This window comes from Microcoleus sp. B4-D4 (assembly GCF_036705185.1).
GTDB lineage: Bacteria > Cyanobacteriota > Cyanobacteriia > Cyanobacteriales > Microcoleaceae > Microcoleus.
The window spans coordinates 84,037-102,606 of the sequence record NZ_JAUBTX010000011.1 but is presented as its reverse complement, the minus strand read 5'-3'; the positions used below and the strand labels follow the sequence as shown (position 1 = coordinate 102,606).

Here is an 18,570-nt window from a genome sequence, read left to right as displayed (position 1 = left end):
ACTCCGCACGAGCTAACCTTTATGCTAATCAACCGGACATGATATAAGTTATAAGCCAATACGGTTCACTTAACATATTTATGCCCCGGAGATCCCCCTAAATCCCCCTTAAGAAGGGGAGTAGGGGTTGACTTTGAGGGCATTCTTGTCCCCCCCTTCTTAAGGGGGGCTAGGGGGGATCTGTCTTAAGTGAACCGTATTGAGTTATAAACTTTTTTTTCCCAAATACTGTAATGGAGCAAAACCTGTGAGCAATTTTACTCAAATATTCAAGTCCAAAGATAAATCATCAATGCAGTTGCGTGTAGAGGAATCCGTCGCGGCGGTAGCACTTGTCGCAGCGGAGGCAAATTACCCTGATGTGAGTGCTGATATCTTGATAAGCAGAATTTGGGATTCAGAAATATTTGCTGAATACTCGGAGGATGATATGTCAGCAACTCTTCAAAAACTCGCGGGTATTCTTGCCAAAGACGGTTTAGGAGGATTATTTAATACGGCTTGTGAATCACTCCCAAATGAGTTGGTGTTGGATACTTTTACGATTACCGCAGCAATGTTTGTCGCAGATGGCGAAGTGTCTCAGAAGCATCGGGCTTTTCTGAAGGAATTTCAAGAAGTATTAGGTGTAGGCGATAAGGAAGCTAAGGCAATTATTGAGGATGTAATTGCTGGATACTCGGAACTAAAACTCGAAGATTACGATATCGAGACAGATGAGGCGTTGTATTTTTCTGCTCTAGGCAATTTTGTGGTTTCGATTCCTGTTGAGAGGCAACGAGGCGGTAAAATTGAGGATGACAAAAGCTTTGTTGCTTTTTCTGACGATTTTGGTGTTTTGCTGAAAATTGATTATTTCCCGCTTTCTGGTGATGTGAAAAAATTAATCGAATCAGCGGGGGAATGGGCTTATCTTACTTTGTTTCTTAACAAGTTTATTGATGACACGGTTCTGGCTAAATTTGCTAATTCTCAGTTACTCTACAGTGAATATTTAGAAGAGGAAAATGCTTATTTGGTAGTGACCGATTTGCCTGGGAGTGCTAATGTCAGCGTACCACAAAATGACGATCAACTTACTTTGATGGATGCTTACCGGGGATTTATGGCTTTGATCGTTGACGATTTTTGCTACACGGTGAGTTGTCAGCGAATTTATGAGAAGCAGGAGGAATTGGGTTCTATTGAGTCGGAGGTTGAGGATCTTATGAATAAGATTTTTGATTTTATTCAGACGATCCAATTCTCTGGGGAGAAATAAACACTACTTTTAGCTTCTGCGATCCAATCTTATAGTTGTCAATTGACGGGACAGGATATTAAAGCAGTTAACAGCCCTATGATACGGTGACGATTATTTTAGCGGGGTGCTAGATATTATATCAAATCCTCTCTTCATCGGAATTGTAAATTCACTGTTGACTGTTGACTGTTGACTGTTGACTGTTAACCGTTAACATCATGTATGAGTGCAGCCGGAATTGATTTTAGAGGTTGTTGGAATAAAATAGTGCGATCGAGAACAGGCTTTTTAGTCGGTTCTCGATCGCACTTCCAGAGTCAGTCAACCCCAGTCGGAAGACAGCAGCAATTCGCCGCCATTTTCGATTAATTAGTCGTTTGAGCTTCCTGCAATCGCTGCTTGAGTTCTTCCAGAGCGCTCGCCCAGCGCGGATCTGGCTGCACCGAGCCAGAATCAGCGCTCGACACTGTGGTTGTGGACTGATTGCGGCGAGACTTGTTGTTGTCACTCCGACGGCGATTGCTTTTACTAGAACCGCCTCCACCTTGAGTTGGGGGAGCCGAGCGCTGCTGTTGCTGCGGCGCAGGCACCGGCATCGCTGTTGATGCGGATGCCAACTGCGGTGAAGCAGGCGACGATGACTGCTGCTGATCTTCTTCGCCCTTCTCCGATTTACCCTTAGAGCGCGGGAGTGCCTTCTCTATTTTTAGCGGGTTTTCTTTGAACATCAAGCCGTTATATTTCTCAATAACTTGGTCGGCTTGTTCGTCGGTTAGCACCGTCACAAAACCAAATCCTCTACATTTACCTGTTTTGCGGTCTGTAATTACCTTTGTGGTAACAGATTCGCCCTCGGGTGCAAAAACTTCTTGCAATTCTTGGCGATCGAGTTCCTTGGGTAGGTTGCCAACATAAAGACGAATAGACATGAAAAATTCCTCCAGAATAGGATTCTAATTAATTTGCTCGAACCGAATTACCTGCTGTCAACTGAATGTTGACTTCAGGGAAAGACCGCATAACCGCATAATTTGCACATTCCTCCCACCAACCTTGACAGATTCTCCCACCTTTTAGAAAAAAAAGGTGATTTATTCTGATCGGGCCGGAACTTAACCGCCGATGCAGAGAGCCTTGAAATCTCAGGTTGTTGTGTAAACTTTTAGTCATCACTCAAATGTTGAGGCTATTGGCTATTCTGTATTTCTTGCTTGCGGTTTTGATTCAGAATGTTTGTAGCCAGAGCCGTGTAGAAATTTATGTCCAAGGATGTCATTTCAAGCGATCGGAATGCCAGTATTCAGTTTAATACAGTGATGGATAAAATTGCTAACATTTTTTGGCCCAGTAATCTTACCTCGCTCCTCATCTCGCTCTTAATCCTAAAAACTGCTCGCTTACCCGGTCTCCCTTAAATCGGGCTCGGCAGCGTCCGACCATTCTTTAAAGGTATCACAACCTGGGTGACAGAGCTAGCTATTTAGGTATATTTCAGGCGAATTTGATGAAAACAACAATCAGAATCATTTTTCTGAATTCATCGCCCACAGCAAAATTGCCAGTCTAAAAAAACAGCCGACAAGCGGCTGGCTAAACTTGCTGTGTTGGGAGGTTGACAATTTTTACGCAATACCTTAGCGGTTTTAGCCCACTGAAGTTATTGCGATTTTTGTTTTATCCAATTTATATAAACAAATGTAACAGGATGTCATTTAAAAAGCAACTTTTGTTTACGAAGGAAGAGGGAAGTTCGGCAACGAGCAATGTACGGGATGTAACGGATGTAACGGATGTAACGGATGTAAGTCCGTCGGAAGACGGAAGAGGGAAGAGCATTATATATCTTGCAAAAGTCAAATTCACCCCCCGCAAGTCCCCCCTCCTGCGGGGGGAAACAAGAATAATCTTGCCCCCTCCCCGCGAGTTCGGGGAGGGTTGGGGTGGGGTGAACTGTATTTTTGCAAGAGTTCTATTGGTTTGTAGTGCGGACTGAAGTCCGTACTACGAACCTTTTGTGCAATCTCAAATCCCAAATTCCCTCATCTTCCGCCTTGGATAATAATGTATGCGCCCCAACAAGCAGCAGCAAAAGCCAAAATCGCAGACCAAATCGGATGTCCGCTGTTACTGACTAGGCTGCCTTGACTGCGGAGGGTTTCGAGGTCGATCGCCACATTAGCACCCCGGCGCAACCAACCAGTCGCCACAACTGGTTTTCCGATCAAATCGCTGGGGCGAGTAGGTTGCGGCCACAAAGAACCACAGGGCCCAAACCTCGAAACATAGTGCAACCTCACCAAACCAGTCGCCGTTTGCAAAATCAAATCCTGTCCCAGCCAATTTTCTATACCAGTCCTACCCAAAAGCTGCCCGGAAAGCTGCACTGGTTGAGCATCTACGGGCAAAACATCGGGATTTGACAAAATTTCCGGCAAACTCGGCGAAGCGGCTTCTCGCGGCGTAATATCGGGGAAAAAATAATTGATCCGCATCAAAGTACCGATGCTAAATCCGATCGGCAAACAGCCCCAAAAGATCGATCGATCGCCCAAAAGCCAATCCAGCCGCCAAATACTCGTCTGCGAGAAAATCCAGCCAATCAGCCAAAGCAAAACCACCAAGCCCAAACTCATCGGAATCCCAAAAAACGGCGCGCCCTGTAAAAATAGTTTTGAGTCTTTAAATTCGAGTATTGATTTAAACAGAGATAATTTTCGTTTCTTCGGTGATTCCAGCGACAGACTCGCCAAATCTAACTCTGTCTCGATTTTCCAGAATTGCGCGTAAAGTTCCAATAGCTTCAAACGCTCTCCCAGCAAAGGATGCGTGCTGTTAACCGTCAGCCAAACGCGATCGGGATTGGTGAGATCCCACAGCAAAATCTGTGACAGCGGCGCGCGCAACGCAGCAGAACCAATGGTTGCAGCTTGTCCGACTCCCACGGGTAACAACAAATCGAAACCTTCAAGAAAAAAGCTAGTTTGTTTTTGCTGTTCGATATTTGCAGCAATGCCGATCGCCATTTTACCAAGCGCCCGCGTCAAACCGTTAGGATTGCCCGTAATTTCCGCAGCGGTGCGATCGCTAAAATATACCCGGCGGCGGGACAGCCACAACATCGGCCAGCGCAACAACTTATAAATCCCGTAACTAATAGCAGAAATTGCAGCGGCCAAATTTCTCACAGCAAAACGCAAAAAGTCGATCGTCATTAAATCGCACAACCTCTCACTCCAGTATGCCGCTTGCCAATAAATCAAGTAAGGAATCTGAATCACCAGCAGCGCCAGCGACATCGGCGCAAAATCCCAGTGAGAAATGTGGCTTAATTCCCGCGCAAAAATAGTCGCAATTTCATCATCCGTCAACTGTTCCAACAGCCCTTTACTCACAGCAATCCGAGCAAAACGGGGCAAACAGCCGTAACTGAAAGCCACAGGAACATTCAGCGGCAAGAGTTTCAACACAGGGGTTGGCATATTTTGCTTGGTACAAAAACTGCGGAGTACCCGACTAGCTTCTTTGCTGTGCTTGGATAAAACTGAGCCGCGCAGGGTTTCGATGCCGCAAAATAGTTTTAGCAGCGCGTCTGTCAGCCAGGGAGATGAGGCCAAAAGCAATCCAAAAACTATCTGCACAAAGGGAGTTGGATCGCGGTAAAAAATTTGGATCGGCGCGAAAATAGGCAGTCTTGTAAATATGTAAAACTGAAGCAATAGAAAATTAGCGTTTGTCAACAGCAATTGCAGGACAAATCGCGCTAGGAAAAATAGGGCGATCGCGCTTACAGCAGCCCCAATCCAAAAATTCAGCAATTTTAGCGGTTTCAGTCGCTGCGGGTTTTTTGTGCGCCCTGCTTCGCGCCAAGTCAGTTGGTAAGTTTCTGTTGGGGAACCAGGGCTATTTTCGCCGCTAGTTTCTGCATCGGTTGCGGTTTCTGTAGGGGCGGTGGATGGTGCGTGATCGCCCTCTTCTGAGGTGGGGCGAATCGGTGGTTTGGGGGGTGGAGGTGGCGGTGAAATATGTGTGGAGTTGGTGGTTTTTGGCGCGGCAGTCGCTTCTAAGGGTGAAAATCCGGTTTTTTGGTCTGCGGTTGGTCGTAGCGAAGCGGGGCGTAAGCCATCGCCCTCAAGCGTATTTTCTGCCGATTTTGTGCCGTCATCAAAGGCGACAAAGCCTGTTTTGGGGGGAGTTTCTGGTGGTTTTGGAGGGCGGGGCGGGGTTAATTCTTTTAAAGTGCGATCGGCCCAAGCTTTAACTTGAGGGTTAGGATTTTTGCTGAGGGAGGTGCAAAGGGCGATCGCGCTTTTGAGATTGCCGGTTGCTTTGTACGCAGCGACTAACCCCATTTGCGCGCGGATTCCGGGCGGTTGATTTGCTGCGGTTTGGCTGACGGATTCTAAAAGGGCGATCGCGCTTTGGTAATCTTTTTGTTTCAAAGCAGCTAACCCAGCCTCTAGAGACTGTTTCAGAGATGAATCCGCCGAATTTGGATTGTGTGGAGATGCCATGACTGTGCTTGCGATCGCGTCTTTTCCAAGATAACCTCACCCTCCGGCAGTTCGGCAACTAGCAATCTACGGGATGTAACGGATGGATCTTTAGTCGTAGGGTGCATCGCCTTAGAAAAATCCCTGGATGTGATCGAGAATCTCATAGCGACGCACCGGGAAAACAGGACTCACAAAACAAACAACACTTATTTTGTAGGATTACTTTTTGCAACTGGTATAAGGTGCGTCAGAATTGGTGTATGCAAAACAATTAGGTTTTGCCGTCTGACGCACCCTACTCCTTTATCCGCTCCAATGATTTGTTATGCCCCGATCGCTTCTCAATTCTTAACTTTTGCGATCACCAATAACCTTTCCGAACTCAACAACAAAACCAACTATTTTTGCTTGCCCAATCTCGGATGAAATCAGACAACCTAGACAGACGCATCGGTTCGGCATAACGATGCCCATCACCCGCCGCAGATAACCTCTGCATCAAACCAATGATTTTTCGACGGTCGGCGTGCATGGGCGTTGTTAGCCCTCGGATGCAACAAACTAAATCATTTAATCCAACCCATCGATAGCATTAATAGAGCAGCAATATCACTTACTTTTTGATTTGTATAAATCTGTTTGTTCTCCTCTGGATTTGATTTTTCTTTCATCACTGCATCCATTTGTGTCACAAGCTCTTGGGCAAGCACCCTTATATCATCCATAGACTTTATCTGGTTCTGAATCGATGGCTTGAGTGATTTTGTCTGCCACATAGCTGAAACAATGTCTGCACAGGTGGCCAACTTATTCTCATAACTTGCTTGTTGCCATTCGAGTGCACCAGCGTTATGTAACGTGCCCCCTTCATACCACTTACCTTGCTGCAACTGACTTTGCTCTTGACCTGATGTAGGCGCAGTAGATGTGGCAGTGCGAGATGTAGTAGGCTGTTTCGGGAGAGCGCAATAGCCAACTAAACCAATAATTAAGACAACAAAAACTCCAAGACCTATGTTACTAGAAGTTGTGTTGTCTACAAATTTCCCATTCTTAAGAGCAAGAAATCGGTTCCATACTTCCGTTTTTTTATCTGATGCAATCTCTGAAACTCTTACTGAACGTACTTTATCTGGCTGAATATCATTCAGTATGCCAGTTACAGCCTGGATGCAGGATTGAGGTTGCATTGTCGCTAGGGGATATATCTTCAACCACAAAATAACACCATGTTGCATTGTCGCCTCCACTGTTATATTCCGAGGTGCAATTGCTCGACCGATAAGACTAGAAATAGCCTGAATATCTCCTTTTTGTGCTGCTTCTCGAAGCAGAATTACTTCTGGATTAGCATCGCTGCCAGAATGAGGGACTAAATTACTATTTTGAGCCGTTAGAATATTATTGTTTTGAGAAGAGGATATAGGACTTTGTACGCGTTGGGAGCGCAGATCTTGCGGTTCTGATATCACATCCTGATTGGTTAGGGGTGATGATGGCATTTTCAAGTTAATTGTCTGGCTCCATGCGGGAGCTTTATCACCTACCTGTCGCCCAAGAACCTGAAGAGTATTAAGTTCAGCTATTCCGAGTTTTAGGATGGCATTGCGAATAAACTCGCTCAGATTGTCCTGGTTGGGGACTTGATTTGATTCGAGCATAACCCTCAGACAGTCATCCTTGCGACTAACTTTTGCAGTTATCCCTTTGGGCTTAACATTACGATTTATTAATACAGCGATGGCATTGGGATTTCCTTGTTTCGCAAGTTCGAGCGGGTTTTGTTGAGGCATCTGGGAAACCTTGAACTTTGATTGAGCGATTTTGCTCTATTGTAGCAACATGAGTGTATTTTTTCCCATACACGAGATATGGCGATAACTAAGCCCTGAACACAAGCAGATAGCTTTGCAGTATATCCCCACCGATAACTCAGCGGGCTAACTATGTATTAGACGGAAAATTTCCATCTAATCTGACTATAGGGGATTTAGCCCGAAAGTCAAATTTCTGCCTAATCACCCCATATGTCATGTTATGCAGAAACTTTCTTGCTAACACACCATTTTGGGGTAGTTATACAGAAAAATTCTGCCTAATCACCCATTTAGATAATTAGCCAGACAAAATCATGTAAGTAGGTAGGCGATATATTTAAATAATGGCAAAAGTAAAAAGTCGATATGTTTGTAATAGCTGTGGTTTCGCAAATTACCGACAACGACCAAGCGCGATCGCCTTCAGGCTATGAAGAACTCGATCGCGTGTTAGGTGGTGGTATTGTTGCAGGTTCTTTAGTAGCTTGATGGGAACGAGTGAATCAGACAAAGAAACCGGGTTTTTTACTAAATCTAGGAATCACAACGAAATATTCTCGAAAAAACCCGGTTTCTGGCCCTATGCGTAAGTCCTAAATTTGCTAAAATAGACCCAGAAAATATCAAAATATCAAAAATATGAACGAATCCCAAATACCCCAAATAGCTTGGCTGCCCTTAAGCCGAGAAGCGCACAAACTATCAGTTACCGACAGATTAGCTCTAGTCAATGCGATTTTTGAGTCCATCAGACGGGAACTCAGACCCCCACAATCCCTACCAGATAACTTCCTCGAACCCATGACGGGGCTACCAAAAACTGATGCACCACTCCCAAAAAATACCGAAGTTAAAATTAGATTGCGGGGCGATCGCAAAGGTGCATCCAAGCGACTCAGAGGGCTAGCGAAAACAGATATGCCACCGCCAACAGATGCGGAAGTTGCACTCATGTTAGAAGAACGTTTTGTGGAGAAATACCTAAAATTAAAGGTATTAGTATACAACACCAATATTATCCTCGATAGTTTGCTAGAGCGAAAACCGTTTGTAGAGGATGCTGATGCTTGATTTGAGGCGATCGCTCCTTATTTAAAAAAGCCGTTTCTGAAGCCAACGCACCTAGTACAATACTGCTGGATACTCTACCCATCTTGAAAATTAAAACCGAGTCCTATGCAACCAAAGCCTAACCTTAACCTATACTCATTATTGGGGCATATCCCCTGGCTGAAAAAAAGCTACACTGCCAAAATTATGGTGGTTGCTTTTTTAGGCACGCACGTTCCTTTGCTAACCTTAATGGTCTGGTTTCTTACCTCAAACGCTTACTCTCTAGAGACATCAGTCCGGGTTCTGCTGATTGCTCTGCTGGCGACATTAGCGGGTACGGCAGCAACGCTTTATACGCTACGCCACCTCCTGGTTCCGGTAATCTTAACCTCGGAGGCTCTACAAAACTACCTCGATACCAGAACATTGCCGAACTTACCCACAAAGTTTACTGATGAAGTCGGTACGCTGATGGCAAATTCCTCACAAACGCTTTACAAACTAGATGAATTAATTCATTACATTACCCACTACGATGAACTGACTGGATTGCCAAATCGTGACTTATTCTGCGATCGCCTGAATCAAACCCGATCTCAAAATCACTCACCCTTGGTCGCATTGCTGGTATTGGGTATTGATGATTTCCCAGGGATGCGCCATGCGTTGGAGCCTGAGATATGCGACTTACTAATTAGAGCCGTTTCCCAACGGGTGGTAGAGTGCATCGATGGGTCAGATGTCTTGGCGCGTTTGGGTGACGGTGAGTTTGCGATCGCTCGCAGCGAACTCCCCTCGCTGGAGAGTGTGGTCAAGCTATCCCAACTGCTGCTGAGTACGCTGATCAAACCTTTCTATATCAAGGGCAACCCGATCCACATCACCGCCAGTCTTGGCATTACATTGAACCATCTAGAAAATACGAATTCTGTAGAGAAACTTCTTCAGCAAGCCGACTTCGCACTTCATCAGGCAAAGCAGCAAGGGCGGAGTCACTATCAGTTTTATTCACCCGAAATTAACGTTCAGTTACAGGAGCGACTGGCCCTAGAAAATAGCCTGCGCGGAGCGCTGGAGCGTAACGAACTACTGGTTTACTATCAACCGCTGATCGACCTGCACGGCGGACGGGTGACAGCAACGGAGGCGCTGGTTCGCTGGCAGCATTCTACAGAGGGTTTGGTCTCTCCGGTAAAATTTATTCCGATCGCCGAAGCCAATGGCGAGATCGTGCCAATTGGTGAATGGATCTTGCGAACGGCTTGCGCTCAAAACCGTCGCTGGCAACTGGCTGGGCTGCCAGCCCTGCGGATTTCGGTGAATCTGTCGGCTCGACAATTTGAGCAAACGAATCTGGTTGAGATGGTTCGCCAAATTTTGGCCGAGACCGAACTCGAAGCTGCGTATTTAGAACTGGAAGTGACTGAAAGTGCCTTGATGACTGACATTGAACGATCGGTCACAACCTTAACGCAACTGCGAGAACTTGGCGTGTCCCTCGCCCTAGACGACTTTGGCACAGGTTATTCTTCCCTCAACTACCTGCAACGGTTTCCGGTTAATATGCTCAAGATCGATCGATCCTTTGTCAAAGATGTACTGTCTAACCCGAACAGCGCCACCATTACTGATGCGATCATTGCTCTGGCAAAAAGTCTGCGGTTAACGATCACCGCAGAAGGCATTGAAACCAAGGATCAGCGTGACTACCTGCAAGCGCGAGGCTGCGATGAAGGTCAAGGGTTTTACTTCAGTCGCCCTGCTAACGCTGATACAATCACCAAACTGCTAAACGACTCGTTTCAGTCTGATGCAGAATCTATCGCTCTTACCACAGACTTTTAAGCTGAATGACTAATACCAATTTAATGGGTCGTTGCACATATCTCGATCCCCCTAAATCCCCCTTAATAAGGGGGACTTTGATCGGAATCTTGTCCCCCCCTTATTAAGGGGGGCTAGGCAGGGTGGTTTTATTGTCATCCTAGAAATAGGTACGTAATTGGGCTTTAGCCCTCTTTAGACGTATATATAAAGAGGGCTAAAGCCCAACTACGTACCTTTATTAATATAACACTTGCGTCCCAGACGCGAGCTTTGAGCGGTGCTTTCTGTCGTTTCAGATTTCTTCTCCCCACAATAAAACCACCCTGCTTATTAAGGGGGGCTAGGGGGGATCGAGATATGTGCAGCCTCATAAAAAATTGGTATAAAGCGCTCTTGTTTTTAGATTTCCGACTTCTCCAAGAAGTCGGAAATCTCGATATGCTGTTTTTTACTCGTTAACAAAAACAGAAGATGTAAGCTGACTTTGACTTACACCCTGCACGATGCCCAAATAATTACTACCAGACTTAATCGCCGTAGAAGCGACGCTTGCGCCTCCATCCAACTGCAAACTCACAGCTTCAAAAGTCAAGTTGGCAAATCCGATACCGTCAGTCAAACCAATCTTATCCTCTGCCCCAAAATCGGTAATCACATCCGCACTAATTAAAGCAGCCGCAGCAGACAAACCTCCTGCCAATACAAACGTATCATTACCAGCGCCGCCCGTCAGAACATCTTGCCCGCGATCGCCAGCCAACAAATCGGATCCGTTACCGCCAATCAAAATATCATCTTCTTTCCCACCGCGAATAGTATCATTGCCGTCAGATCCGATCAGTCGATCGTTATCGTTATTACCGCTGATAAAATCATTACCAGCACCGCCATCAATTGAATCCGAATCTTTGCCACCCCATAGGCTATCATTGCCACCAGCGCCGTTAATTGTATCAGCACCTTGCATTCCATTAATGTTATCAATACCCTCTCCACCAGTGAGATTATCTTTACCAGAAAGAGCAAAAATTGGCAATCCCGCAGCATTTGCCGGTATTTGAGTATCGGCACTATCTGATAAGAAATAATTGCCGTCGCTGGCTGTATTCTTTGGCCCTGCTGTCGGGCTGCCCTCCCCTGTAGCATTCGGTATTGGCGAATTAATTACTACTAATGTGTTGGGAGTTGGTGTCGGAGTTGGTGCGGGAGTTGGTGTCGGAGTTGGTGTCGGAGTTGGTGCGGGTGTCGGAGTTGGTGCGGGATTGACGCTACCGTCAAGAGAAGTCGCAAAAACTTGTGTCCAATAGTGATTCCAGTTTTCTGTGCCAGTATCGTTGGCTAAGAAATAGTAGCCGATTCCTATTTCTTTGAGATTGGGGTTGAGAATGTTAGTCCGGTGGCCCGTGCTGTTCATCCACGATGATACAACTTGTTCGGGTGTAGAAGAACCCGCAGCGATGTTTTCTGCCGCCGCCCTGAATTGATAGCCCGTTGCAGTAATCCGACTTCCCATTGACGAACCATCTTTGCCAGTATGGGAAAAGAAGTCTTGCAGTGCCATGTTTTGGCTCTGAGTTTGCGCCGCACTCAGTAACTGAGTATTTAAAGTTAGGGGGGGAAAACCTAATTTGCTGCGTTCTATATTAGTAAGTTCCAAAACTTTATAAATAAAGTCTTGATTAGTTGTGGGTTGGGAAATTTGAGAGACCGATCGCTCTCCTGTTACAATGTCTGCAGACTGAGAACCGAAATTTTGTGGTTCGAGCATGGGTATGATTAAAAATTTTAAGACTTGGTGAGTGTTGGTAGATGGCTTACCGTCTTAATGATAGTTTCCCGATTATTAGTTGGCGGCCTACAATTCAAGCATTGTGTTAATCTCTGCCGCTGCTGTATGTATTTTGATTATAGCTGTTGTGAAAGTGCAAATGTCAAGAGTTTGGCTGTAGTTTTGTTGATAATTAGTCCGATCGCCCTTTGCATCAATACAAATGGTAGGATTTGAGATTAACAGGTAGCGACAGTTGCAGGGGCGGCGAATCGGGGGCAAAAAACCCGGTTTCTGGGAGTTTTGCATTCGGTTACGAAACATTTCAAAAAAAACCGGGTTTCTGAGTTCGGCGTGTGAATCGCGCGCGGGAGAAATCCGGTTTCTGGGAATTTTGCATCCGGTTACGAAACATCTCAAAAAAAGCCGGATTTTTGAGGCAACAAGTGCGATCGCCCTTGCTAACTTTTTACTAGAATATTCACAAAAAATTGTAAATTATACCATTTTTATAAAGATGTGCTATGTATGAAATCTTAGCCCCCCCTTACTAAGGGGGGGTTGGGGGGGTAATCTCTAGCGCTACATGAAATTGGTATAAGGGGGGGTTGGGGGGGTAATATCTAGCGCTACTTTAGAAAATTGGTATTAATGCAAAATCCCCAACTCAAAAATCACAATTTCAAACTATTTTCCTGTCCGATTTTAGCCTCCTGAGCAACTTGCTCAACCTCATCTTTCGCGAGAATTTCCAAAGCAGCAGCAGCTTCCGTGCCGCCCAACCTGCCCAAAGCTTGAGCGACTCTGTAACGAATTTGCCAATCTGCATTAGAAGCGCAAGGAAGCAGCAGCGGCACCGCGCGTTTATCTCCCAATTCTCCTAATGCACTGATGGCAATAGTTTGGATCAATTCGTTTTCAGAACCTATGGCATTTTCTAACATCGGAAATGCTTTGGGATCTCCCATTTCTCCCAAAGCTGCGACGATACTCAGTTGCACCAACCATTCAGACGTACTACTATAAACTTGCTCCAAATCTCCTAAAGCAGAGGTTAATTTTAAAGCGCCCAAAGCATCGGCTGCTGCTGCTTGCACGTCGGGTTCGGGGTCGTTGTTCAAGCTGTTAAGCAATACCTCTAAAGCGTTAGGCAGATTCTGCGTGCCGAGGGTTGACATTTGGCTAACGGCGGCGTACCGAACGCGGACGTTTTTGTCGCCGATCGCAATTTGAATCAAGTTGTAGGCGATCGCAGGTTCTAATTGTCGCAGTTGGTTGACACCTCGCAGCCTTTCGCCAAAATCCTCGGAATTCAACAATTGTTCGACAGACTCAGGGGTAATGCTCATGGAATTTTTAAATGGGGAAAAAGGTAATTGGGAAAAAGGTAATTGGGAAAAAAATAATTGCCAAAAGCTGAGAGATTGAAGGAACGATCGGGAACATCTCTGTCGGAATGCACGCTCAAATGCTCTCACCCTCGATGCTCCCGAGCGATCTACTTATTTTCTGATACAATCCTTCAACTACAACAATTAATTAAGAATCGGCCGCCATCGATCGGATAATATCTCCCCTAGTGAGGACACCGATTACTTTGCCCGCAGTATCGACTACCGGCAATCGGTGAATGCTGCGATCGTGCATTAGTTTTGCAGCTTCTTGGACAGATTCGTCGGGCTTGATGGTAACTGGATCTTTACTCATCGCTTCTCCTACTGTTTGTCCTAAAGCCTTGTGCAGTTCTCGCTCGTAACGCGAGGGATTTTCTAGATAAATCACGCTGTCGAGTACCATGATGTAAGCGGGCGGAGTTACGCCGGTTTCCCGCCACATCAAGTCGGTTTCGGAGATGACTCCTACCAACAAGTCATTCTCATCTACGACGGGAAGACCGCTAATACGTCGATCGGCTAAGATTTTAATCGCTTCGTTCAAAGGCATTTCGGGACGCGCTAAAATCGGCTCGCGGCTCATCACATCGGCTACTGTTTTGGGCATGATTGGCGGTTGATTGACTTTTTGCTCTAAATCCGATCATATAGGGAAACCGTGACACAGGCCCAAGAAAGGCAGCGAAGCCGAAGAGATTTGTTACCAACTAGCAGCACCCAAAAAGTTTGAATGCCAGAATTTGAAAGCTTTTTTTCGATCGCCCTCACAAATTCTGCAGTTTGCCTAGAAGCACGCGGGCGATCGACCCCACAAGATTGTTAAGATATATTAAAGAGCCGATAAATCCTTACCGATGCCAGAATCTCCAGCCCCAGCACCAGAATCCCAACCAGAAGAGCGCTGTGTATTAATTTGTCAGTATCAATCCTGCCTCAAAAATGGTTCAGCAGAAGTGCTCGCTGCCTTTGAAGCCCAACCCGTTGCAGGAGTGATAGTTAAAGCTTGTAGCTGTCAGGGACAGTGCAACACAGGCCCGACTGTGCGAGTCACCCCAGACGAAACTTGGTATTGTCGAGTTAAACCGAGTGATGTACAGTCGATCGTGGAAGAGCACCTCAAAGAGGGAAAACCTGTAGAGGCGCTGTTCAATCCGAGAATTCATATGCGTTATTATTATTAAAATGGAATTGATGGAAGTGCCAATTCCCAGCTCTCGCGCATCTAATTTTAATAGTTATTACAGCAGATTGCAAGTTTATGAAGCGATCCCCGTAGGGACACGGCAATGCCGTGTCCCTACAAGGGCTAATTTGAATAGTTATTGTTATGGAAATTGCGCTTTGAAAATCAAAGGAATTGCAGTTAGTTTGTTAGTCCTAGTTCTGGGGCGTTCGCCGCAGGCGATCGCGCAAACGTCGGCGGTTGCTGGGGATATTTGTCCTGGGGAATTGGGAGCGCAAGTAGATGCGATCGCCAATCGTCCTGAATTTAGCCGATCGCGCTGGGGGATTTTGATTCAACCCCTATCTTCTACCGCTACTCTCTACAGCCGCGACGCAACCAAATATTTCATTCCAGCATCAAATGTCAAGCTGCTAACTACAGCCGCTGCTTTGCAAAAACTCGGTGCCGATTTTCGGATTAAGACATCGGTTTACAGCGGCGAAAATGGGAGTTTGTACGTTGCCGGCAGGGGAGATCCGAGCATTGCTGAGCCTCAGTTGAAATCCTTGGCGCAGCAGTTGAAGCAGCGGGGAATTAGTCAAGTAAACGAGTTGATTGGCGATGACAGCTATTTTCAAGGCAGTGCAGTCAATCGCAATTGGGAATGGGAAGACGCGCAAGCTGGCTATGGCGCGCCGGTTAACAGTTTAATTTTCAATCAAAACGCGATCGAGCTTGTTTTGTCCCCGCAGAATCTCGGGCAACCTCTAAAAGTTACTTTTGCCGAACCAAAGTTAGCCAATCAGTGGCAAATTCAGAACAATTCAGTCACAGTCGCCCCCAACGAATCTGAGTTTCTTGAAGTTGGCAGGGAGTTCGATCGCCCCGCAATTCGAGTTAGCGGACAATTGAAAGTTGGTGCAGAATCTGAATCAAGTTATGTTGCAGTTGTCAATCCCGCCAATAATTTTTTACAAAATTTTCAACAAGTCTTGACGGCGGAGGGAATTCCGGTTAAACAGGTTTTAGTTGCCTCTGTTGCTCGCAATTTGAACCAAGAATTAGCAGCCGTTGAATCGCCGCCGTTGGCAGAATTGGTGAAGGAAACTAATCGGGAAAGTAACAATCTTTATGCAGAGGTTTTATTGAGATTGTTGGGAAAATTCACAGTCAAGATGTCTCTGCCACAAGAAGATACTAATGAAACTGGTTTGAAGGAGTTAAAAACAGCTTTAACTCAATTAGGTGTAAATCCCAACAGCTACATATTAGCCGACGGTTCGGGACTTTCCCGACACAATTTGATTAGTCCCGAAGCCTTGGTGCAAACTTTGAGATTGATGGCTAATTCACCTGCTGCGTCTGTCTACCGCGCCTCGTTGCCGATCGCAGGCGAGAACGGCACTTTAAAAAATAGATTTAATTATACATCAAGCCGCGTCAATTTGCAAGCAAAAACTGGAACTTTGAGCGGAGTTTCGGCGCTGTCGGGATATATCGAAGTTCCAAGTTACGAGCCGCTGGTGTTTAGCATCATCGTCAATCAATCTGACCTGCCATCTTCAAAATTGCGATCGGCAACTGACGAAATTGTGCTATTATTGAATCGCCTCCGCCGCTGTTAAAACTACAAATTTCAATCGCTCAATTTGAAATAAGTAGTTACACCTAAAAAACCAGATACTCCAAAACGCTACAAGTTTTAAGTTTAATTAGATTCCAGCAGCGGGGATCGAAAAGCAGCTAGAATAAAAGCAGAAACATTAAAACCATTCGGTCGTTTCAGCCGACTAAGTAAGTAATGGCAAAAAAACAATAGTACGTTGTAGGGCGGGCGCGAGTTAAGAATCACGAGATACAAGCGAGAAAATCGAGGCAAAACTCGCCCGACACATCTAATGTTTATTTGTACTCACCTGCTAGCAGTCGGCGGGTTCCGTACTTCCCGAAACATAAGTCTAACTTTTAATTTATGCAGTCTTTAGATTCCGAACAGCAACACATCTTTGTCGAAACCAACAACATCCGCTTGCACTGCGTTTCCCAAGGAGAAGGCGAGCTCGTTGTGCTCTTGCACGGGTTTCCAGAGTTTTGGTACTCTTGGCGACATCAAATCCCTGCCTTAGCGCGTCATTTCAAGGTTGTGGTGCCGGATTTGCGGGGCTACAACGATTCCGACAAGCCGGCCAGCGGTTATGATTTGGATACGCTGAGTGCTGATATTCGCGGTTTGATCGATCGCCTCGGCTATAAAAAAGCTCACATTGTCGGTCACGATTGCGGCGGTGCGATCGCGTGGCATATAGCTCAAAAATTCCCCGAAAAACTCAACCGCTTAGCAATTTTAAACGCTCCGCACCCGCAGCGATTAGTGCAAGAAATGGCAAGCAATTTAGACCAACTCCGGCGCAGTTGGCACATTTTGGCTTTCCAAGTTCCCGGCATCCCCGAATGGTTGATCCGGCAAAATTTGAAAGATTTTGTGCAAAATATTTTTCAGGGTCAAGCTATTCGCAAAGGAGCTTTTAGCGCTGAGGAAACTAAGATTTATCAGACTGCTTTAGAAAAGCCGGGAGTGTTAGCTGCGGCGATGAATTATTACCAGCAAATGTTTCACCCGCAGCGGCTTTGGCATTGGGGGCAGAAATTAGAACCGGTGACAGTGCCTACTTTGGTGCTTTGGGGAGAAGAAGATGCGTTTTTGAGCCACACACTTGTAGAAGGTTTAGATCGGTTAATTACAGCTCCGTTTAAGTTGAAATTAATCCCTAATTGCGGTCACTGGGTTCAGCAGGAAGCGCCGCAAACGGTGAATCGAGAATTGCTGAATTTTTTAAGAAATTCTTCTCGTCCTTTGGCTTTGGCCTAAAAAAAATTAAAACTTGCAAGTAAGAACGGGCTCAGGGGCCCCTTTTTGAGTTGTAGGGTGCGTCAGATTCGAGATTCTCAATTTGCACAGAAAGTATTTTTCTGACGCACCGATTTTTGCAAGGTGCGTCAGTTCTGAGATTGTTGGTTTGTAACGAAAATAATGCTAGCTGACGCACCCTACTTATTTATCTAATAGCAATGCTTAAGACAGCGTGATTATGACCGCTAAGAGTATGTATTACCTTATAAGTATTGAGTTCCCAAATTATAATAGTGCTGTCGGCAGCAGCGCTAGCTAAGCGCGTACCGTCGGGAGTAACTTGTAAACTTCAAACCTATGTCTTTAGGCAGTGGCCATAACTCTTCTGGAAGTAATTCAAAAGCCTTCATTCCTAAACAAAAGTCACAGACAAAATCAAAAAAACTTCGACCAATTTTATAAATGTTGTCATCAAATTCATCAACTTTAGCCCAGTAAATATCGTAACTTCGATCGGATTCTTTATAACTTCTCAAATCCCAGAATAGTATGTTACCTCTATCATCATGTCCAAACATCAAAGCTGAATCTAACAAACAAACTTTCAAGCTCTCGATCCCATTCATGGTTCTTTGACGGATATTCTCTAATTTGTTCTTTTATGGATTTGGTTGCTAGGTTCGATCGAGAAAATAAGTCGCTACTTGGACACCGAATTGCTATAAAATCTCCAAATATTCCCGAACCAAAGATTTGGCAAAATCCTTTATAATCAGCAGGTAAAATTAGGTGCATTTCAGTTTCAACTCGGCTCAGCTCTACTTCTGTTAAAATTCCCGGTTGATAATTTATAGTTACTTCTAATATTTTCAGTAGTTTTTGCCATTTCTGCATTTCCATTTTTCTATGTAGTATTAGTTAACCAAAAACTGTGAGACCAATTATAACATTTCTTAGTA

General features: G+C 45.3%; 15 protein-coding genes and 1 pseudogene. 8 read left to right on the top strand and 8 right to left on the bottom strand.

Annotated elements, in window-relative coordinates; translation table 11 throughout:
- The first annotated feature begins 247 nt into the window (after positions 1–247).
- Positions 248–1,261, top strand: a complete 1,014-nt coding sequence (locus QUB13_RS11900; protein WP_333380864.1) for a tellurite resistance TerB family protein — start codon at positions 248–250, stop codon at positions 1,259–1,261.
- 204 nt (positions 1,262–1,465) lie between these two features.
- Positions 1,466–1,612 (top strand): hypothetical protein, encoded by a 147-nt coding sequence (locus QUB13_RS11895; RefSeq protein ID WP_333380861.1) that lies wholly within the window; start codon positions 1,466–1,468, stop codon positions 1,610–1,612.
- On the opposite strand, the gene QUB13_RS11890 is transcribed toward QUB13_RS11895, so the two are convergent.
- The 3 genes from QUB13_RS11890 to QUB13_RS11880 all read right to left on the bottom strand — a co-directional run bounded on the left by QUB13_RS11890 (position 1,609) and on the right by QUB13_RS11880 (position 7,529).
- On the bottom strand, positions 1,609–2,172 hold the full coding sequence (locus tag QUB13_RS11890; protein ID WP_333088961.1) for an RNA recognition motif domain-containing protein: 564 nt from the start codon (positions 2,170–2,172) through the stop codon (positions 1,609–1,611). The two genes, QUB13_RS11895 and QUB13_RS11890, sit on opposite strands and share 4 nt — an antisense overlap.
- A gap of 1,110 nt (positions 2,173–3,282) precedes the next feature.
- Complete coding sequence (locus tag QUB13_RS11885) at positions 3,283–5,754, bottom strand: zinc metalloprotease HtpX (protein ID WP_333380859.1); 2,472 nt, start codon at positions 5,752–5,754, stop codon at positions 3,283–3,285.
- 548 nt (positions 5,755–6,302) lie between these two features.
- The gene (locus QUB13_RS11880; RefSeq protein ID WP_333380857.1) at positions 6,303–7,529 is read right to left on the bottom strand and encodes a hypothetical protein; all 1,227 of its coding nucleotides are present in this window, start codon (positions 7,527–7,529) and stop codon (positions 6,303–6,305) included.
- Positions 7,530–7,919: 390 nt separating this feature from the next.
- Here QUB13_RS11880 and QUB13_RS11875 point away from each other — a divergent pair, with 390 nt between their 5' ends.
- From QUB13_RS11875 to QUB13_RS11865, 3 genes are all read left to right on the top strand, one after another.
- A complete protein-coding gene (locus QUB13_RS11875) occupies positions 7,920–8,042 on the top strand; it encodes a hypothetical protein (protein WP_333276957.1) in 123 nt (40 codons plus the stop codon).
- Positions 8,043–8,192: 150 nt separating this feature from the next.
- Entirely contained in the window at positions 8,193–8,624 is a 432-nt protein-coding gene (locus tag QUB13_RS11870) for a hypothetical protein (protein ID WP_333380855.1), read from the top strand.
- 186 nt (positions 8,625–8,810) lie between these two features.
- Entirely contained in the window at positions 8,811–10,451 is a 1,641-nt protein-coding gene (locus tag QUB13_RS11865) for a putative bifunctional diguanylate cyclase/phosphodiesterase (RefSeq protein ID WP_333380853.1), read from the top strand.
- A gap of 430 nt (positions 10,452–10,881) precedes the next feature.
- On the opposite strand, the gene QUB13_RS11860 is transcribed toward QUB13_RS11865, so the two are convergent.
- From QUB13_RS11860 to QUB13_RS11850, 3 genes are all read right to left on the bottom strand, one after another.
- Positions 10,882–12,201, bottom strand: a complete 1,320-nt coding sequence (locus QUB13_RS11860) for a CAP domain-containing protein (protein ID WP_333380851.1) — start codon at positions 12,199–12,201, stop codon at positions 10,882–10,884.
- 674 nt (positions 12,202–12,875) lie between these two features.
- The gene (nblB, locus tag QUB13_RS11855) at positions 12,876–13,550 is read right to left on the bottom strand and encodes a phycobilisome degradation protein NblB (protein ID WP_333380849.1); all 675 of its coding nucleotides are present in this window, start codon (positions 13,548–13,550) and stop codon (positions 12,876–12,878) included.
- A gap of 190 nt (positions 13,551–13,740) precedes the next feature.
- Positions 13,741–14,202 (bottom strand): CBS domain-containing protein, encoded by a 462-nt coding sequence (locus QUB13_RS11850; protein WP_333380847.1) that lies wholly within the window; start codon positions 14,200–14,202, stop codon positions 13,741–13,743.
- A 247-nt stretch (positions 14,203–14,449) separates the two neighbouring features.
- On the opposite strand from QUB13_RS11850, the gene QUB13_RS11845 reads away from it, so the two are divergent.
- The 3 genes from QUB13_RS11845 (at position 14,450) to QUB13_RS11835 (ending at position 17,629) form a co-directional block, all read left to right on the top strand.
- On the top strand, positions 14,450–14,776 hold the full coding sequence (locus tag QUB13_RS11845) for a (2Fe-2S) ferredoxin domain-containing protein (protein ID WP_333194879.1): 327 nt from the start codon (positions 14,450–14,452) through the stop codon (positions 14,774–14,776).
- A gap of 166 nt (positions 14,777–14,942) precedes the next feature.
- Entirely contained in the window at positions 14,943–16,385 is a 1,443-nt protein-coding gene (gene dacB, locus QUB13_RS11840; RefSeq protein ID WP_442922157.1) for a D-alanyl-D-alanine carboxypeptidase/D-alanyl-D-alanine endopeptidase, read from the top strand.
- Between the two features lie 347 nt (positions 16,386–16,732).
- Positions 16,733–17,629 (top strand): alpha/beta fold hydrolase, encoded by an 897-nt coding sequence (locus QUB13_RS11835; protein ID WP_333380843.1) that lies wholly within the window; start codon positions 16,733–16,735, stop codon positions 17,627–17,629.
- 187 nt (positions 17,630–17,816) lie between these two features.
- Here the strand turns inward: QUB13_RS11835 and QUB13_RS30440 are convergent.
- A pseudogene (locus QUB13_RS30440) lies at positions 17,817–17,954 on the bottom strand (WD40 repeat domain-containing protein); the annotation flags it as partial.
- 221 nt (positions 17,955–18,175) lie between these two features.
- On the bottom strand, positions 18,176–18,505 hold the full coding sequence (locus QUB13_RS11830) for an SMI1/KNR4 family protein (RefSeq protein ID WP_333380841.1): 330 nt from the start codon (positions 18,503–18,505) through the stop codon (positions 18,176–18,178).
- Positions 18,506–18,570: the final 65 nt, after the last annotated feature.